Here is a 4,678-nt window from a genome sequence, read left to right on the forward strand (position 1 = left end):
CCCCCCCCCCGCACAGAATTAGCAGTGATGAGTGCTTCTCCTAACTTATAAGAAAGAGTTGTTTTTATTTTTAAAGATTCTTTATAATCAGAATAAGATTCTAAAGGAGGAAGTTTTAATTTAGGATTCTTTTTTATTTTTTCTTGGTATTGTTTTTGTTCTTTATTGTGTTTATCTTTAATATAAGATAAGACATAAGGCATTCTTATATATCCTAAAAGACTTTTAGAATTATCTATCATTGCCTCTCCTAGTTTATAAGCTAGGTGAGATTTAAGGCGGGAGGAGGCAGTGCCATAGTTTAAGTGAAATTGTAAAGTTTGGATTTGGGAATTTTGGTCTTTGAGAGTGTTTTCTAATTGATTAAAATAGAGATGCATATTAGTAGCAAACTCATTATTCATCTCTATTTTTTTCTGTTGCAATTCTTTGTTAAAAATAGGAGTTTTTAAAGCACATTCCCACCACAAATCTATGATGTTTTGATAAAAGAAAACTTTGTTTTTAGAATGCTGCAACCAAAGCATAAGGCTACGCCAAGGCTTAGGTCGTATGTAGTGGATAATTTGGGTATGCTCTTTAAAACGCAAAAAATCCTCTTTTTGAAAAATTTTATAATCATCACTTTGAAAAGTTTGAAGCCAAAAATTATATTTCAAAGGAATCTTAAGTGTGTTTTCATTTTTTATCACAGCGTTTAATGCCCCTTGGTCGAATTGATTTGGATATTCTTTTAAACGCATTAAGCACTTTTGCTCTAAATCCTCTTTTCTCCATATCTCAAGATTAAAGAGCAAAAAACCCGCATTATAAACATTTTCAAAAGGTGGTTGATTTTGCACCGTGGCTAATGCAAAACCCTTTAAATCAAGACTAAAAAGCTCTCTTAAATCTCCATTTATAAGCATATCAACATCTAAATATAAACAAGTTTTGCAGTCTCTAAGCAAAGTTGGTATTACAAGACGATAATAAGTGGTGAAATTCCTGCCTTCACCCCAACCTAAACTCCCTATTCTCCCAAAATCTAAGCCCAAATTTTTATAAATCTTTATCTTAAGCGGATAAGTTTTACAAAGTTTGGATTCTAAAGCATCAAGTTTTTGCTCATTTTCTAGTGAAATATCCTCGCTTAAGATATGGAAGACATAACCCTCACGCTTTTCCTCATCGCTTAAAGCCTCAAAGTCAAGCTTATCATACCCTATTAGCTCATACTCTCTTGCACAAAAATCCTTAAAACTCCGCTGTGTTTGAGTGTTTTTAATAATGCTATTTATCAAAACCCCAACATATTTAATATAATTATTATCCGCACTAAAAACGATATTAAACACTCTCTCTCCCTCTTAAAACTTTTATTTTCTCTATGCTTTATATTTTTTGCAAAACAAGCAATAAAAAATCTCCCAAGCCATTTTCATCAAGAATCTTTTGGACTTGGTTTGATACCAAAGAGATTTTCTCATATAAAGATTGATTTTTATCAAATCCCTCAAAAGCGTGAATTATATCCATAAAACCCTGTCCATAAACCCATTTACCAACCAATTTTAACCCCCCCCCCCGAGAACAAGAAGTGTAGGCAATCTCTAAAGATTTTTCACTAAAGATATTGAGGTGAAAAGGAGGGATTAAATGCCGATAGACTCTATTACTCGCCTGTGCATTTGCATAGCTAGAAAGGGAGGGATGCCTTGGGACTTCTATCACAAGCAAGGCATCTTTCGCCATATTTTGGGTAAAAAACTCTAAGGTTTGTCTAGGATTATCCAAATGCTCTAAAACATTAAAAAAGGTAATAACATTACTTTCTCTAATAGATTCTAAAAGCTCTTTATTGCAATTTTGTATATCTAAAAAGCCCTCTTTGACATAATCGCCTTTAAGTTTTTCATTAGAAAATTTCAAAGCCTTATAATCTGATTCAAATCCTCGCACTTCATAGCACAAATCTTTAGCGGCATAGAGATTTTCTCCTCCACCACTTCCAATATCAAGCCAAAGCTTAGTTTGCTGATATTTTCTTGCCACTTCATCGATAAAGGCAACCTTAGGTCTTGCTATAAATTCTAGTCTTTTATGAAAAATTTCATCATTTAAATAGCATTCAAAGGAGCTTTCAGAACCATCATTGGTATAAAGTTTCTGTAAATCTTTCAAAGGATTGGCTAAAAAGAGATTTTCGCAATTTTGGCATTCCTTATAAATAAATTCATAGATTCTTGTAAATTCTACAACATTAGCACTTTCGCACATAGGACAAGCATTTAAAGCCTCTTTTTCTTCTTTAATAAACTTCTTGGCTTTTATTCTAGCATTTTCACTTTGATTTTCTATCCATTCTGGCGTTCTTAAGATTGCTTTATTATCAAAGCTTTTACCATATTTTTCTATTATTTTCATTTTTGTTCCTTTAAAATTTCATTTGCTTTTTGTAAATCACTAGGCTCATCTATATCCAAAGAGCTTAATGTGTCCATTAAAAAATAGCTTGTTTGTTGAGCTAAAAAAGAAGGGTTTTTAAGAAAATTCTTAATCTTGCCTAGATAAATCGCTCCATTTGCCATAAAAACTTCTGGCAATTCTTGTCTTGGCATAAAAGGAAAAGAATCATTGCAGATTCCTTTTAAATAACCTCTTTCACTCAAGATAAAGGCTTTTAAAATCGTCTTTTCATAAGCACAAACGCTAATCAAGCTTTGAGCATTCTCTTCTTTAAACTTCCTATAAGCTTGGTCTATATGTTCTGCTCTTCTAAAGGGTGAAGTAGCCTGTAAAAGGATAAATTCCTCATAATTTGGATAATGCTTTAAGCAATGCTCTACAACCTCATCACTTCTTGAAGTGTCAAGTGCAAGTTCTTTTGGTCTTTTTAAGGTGCTAATACCTTGACTTTTGGCATATTCTAAAATCTCCTCATCTTCACTACTTACAACAATCTCTTGAATACATTTTGATTCTTTAGCAGCTTTTATCGTGTAATAAAGCAGGGGTTTATCGCCCAAAAGAGCAAGATTCTTTTTCTTTATACCTTTGCTTCCTCCCCTTGCTGGGATAAGTGCTAATAGCATTTTTTCTCCTTTTGTTTTTCTTTCCATTCTTTCTTTATTCTAGGCACATCTATAAAGATATATTTTATTATCCCCCCCCCCGCACAGAATTAGCTTTTATTAATGCTTCTCCTAACTTATAAGAAAGAGTTGTTTTTATTTTTAAAGATTCTTTATAATCAGAATAAGATTCTAAAGGAGGAAGTTTTAATTTAGGATTCTTTTTTATTTTTTCTTGGTATTGTTTTTGTTCTTTATTGTGTTTATCTTTTATATAAGATAAGACATAAGGCATTCTTATATATCCTAAAAGACTTTTAGAATTTAGAATCATTGCTTCTCCTAGTTTATAAGCTAGGTGAGATTTAAGGCGAGTTTTAGCAGTAGGGCGTTTAGAGTCTAGTTCGTCTTTTAGGTTTTGAATTTGAGCTTGAAGTGGAGCTAATTTTCTTAAATCCATTGCTAAACAATATTCATCAATAACTTTTTGATAGCTTTTTACAGGAGGGATTAAATGCTGAAAATTTAAATGCTTAGGGAAAGTGATTTCTAGATTCTCAAAGCTTTGTAATTCTAATGTTTCGTTACAAAAATTCCCTTCGTTTTTTGCTAAGAAAAAGGCAATTATGTCGCAGTATTTAAGAATCTCCCTTGTTTCTCTAAATGTCCAAGTAAGGTAGGTTTTAAACTCTTTATTTTGTGTTTGGATACTTACAAAGCTTTCTTCGTCAATTAAAAAATTTTCTCCGAGGTCAAAAACTTGATTGTAAGAATTTGTTTGTTGGATAAATTCTTTGTTTTTATTGTGAAATTTGATTTGTGAAATCTTTTGCCTTGATGTTGCAAAAGTGAAAAATTCCTTTTTGTCATTAAGATTCCAAGTATGCACAGCTAAACAATAAAAATTTTTAAATTTTTCTCCAAAATAAAGCTTAGAATCTTCAAAAATTCTAAAGCTTTTTTCGCAATACATAGAATTTTTGCTTAAAGTTGCTTCAATTTCAGGCTTCATTTCCTCAAGGCTTAGAATTTTAAATTCAGGGTTGTCATTGCTAGATTTAATCTCTTTAGAATCACTAAAAGCCTTTAAGTTTTTAATGATATTTACGCCAAGTTCTCGCATAATTTCTGCTTGGGGATGAACGGGGTCTATTCTATGATTAAACTCTATAAGTGCATTTTCCTCATAATATTTTGACAAATCAATGCAATTAAAGCCATACTCTAATGCTAATTTTCTATGGATATTATTGAGGATTTTATAATTAGCGTGAAATCGTGGTAAAAGTAAGCAAAGCACTTTTTTATTAATAAAATAAAGCTCTTTATAAAGCCAACATAAATTTCTATACGCTTTATCAAATGTAAAACCTAAATGCGTATCGCCATTTAAATTAATATCCGTTACATTAGATTCTGTAATAACTAAATCCGCTTTTTGCAAAAGCTTTTTATGTCTTATGGTTTCATATAAATTTTGGATACAAGTAGTCGCTCCTAATGCAAAATTATGGATTCTTATATTTTTATCACTTTGTAAGCCTAAATATAAGCCATTTTGCATAACACTATTGCTTGCTCCAAGTAAAACAATATTTTTCATCTTTTCTCTCTAAACCCTCTTT

The 4,678-nt window shown here is 31.3% G+C and carries 4 protein-coding genes; all 4 read right to left on the minus strand.

What is annotated here, in order from left to right; genetic code table 11:
- Nucleotides 1-1,337 (minus strand): glycosyltransferase family 8 protein (locus C6H18_RS07945; RefSeq protein WP_104722574.1); only part of this gene is annotated, 1,337 nt, incomplete at its 3' end.
- 37 nt (nucleotides 1,338-1,374) lie between these two features.
- Nucleotides 1,375-2,406: a class I SAM-dependent methyltransferase gene (locus C6H18_RS07950; protein ID WP_104722575.1), complete on the minus strand. Its 1,032-nt coding sequence runs from the start codon at nucleotides 2,404-2,406 to the stop codon at nucleotides 1,375-1,377.
- The gene (locus C6H18_RS07955) at nucleotides 2,403-3,074 is read right to left on the minus strand and encodes an acylneuraminate cytidylyltransferase family protein (RefSeq protein WP_104722577.1); all 672 of its coding nucleotides are present in this window, start codon (nucleotides 3,072-3,074) and stop codon (nucleotides 2,403-2,405) included. Before C6H18_RS07955 ends, C6H18_RS07950 begins: the two co-directional genes overlap by 4 nt.
- A gap of 67 nt (nucleotides 3,075-3,141) precedes the next feature.
- Complete coding sequence (locus C6H18_RS09665) at nucleotides 3,142-4,656, minus strand: SGNH/GDSL hydrolase family protein (protein WP_104722576.1); 1,515 nt, start codon at nucleotides 4,654-4,656, stop codon at nucleotides 3,142-3,144.
- Nucleotides 4,657-4,678 lie beyond the last annotated feature (22 nt).

The sequence above is a fragment of the Helicobacter mesocricetorum genome, assembly GCF_900198605.1.
Classification (GTDB): Bacteria; Campylobacterota; Campylobacteria; order Campylobacterales; family Helicobacteraceae; genus Helicobacter_D; species Helicobacter_D mesocricetorum.

What these genes read in the sequence shown, in the direction of transcription:
- C6H18_RS07950 (WP_104722575.1), bottom strand. Translation starts at nt 2,406, where the DNA reads ATGAAAATAATAGAAAAATATGGTAAAAGCTTTGATAATAAAGCAATC.
- C6H18_RS07955 (WP_104722577.1), bottom strand. Translation starts at nt 3,074, where the DNA reads ATGCTATTAGCACTTATCCCAGCAAGGGGAGGAAGCAAAGGTATAAAG.
- C6H18_RS09665 (WP_104722576.1), bottom strand. Translation starts at nt 4,656, where the DNA reads ATGAAAAATATTGTTTTACTTGGAGCAAGCAATAGTGTTATGCAAAAT.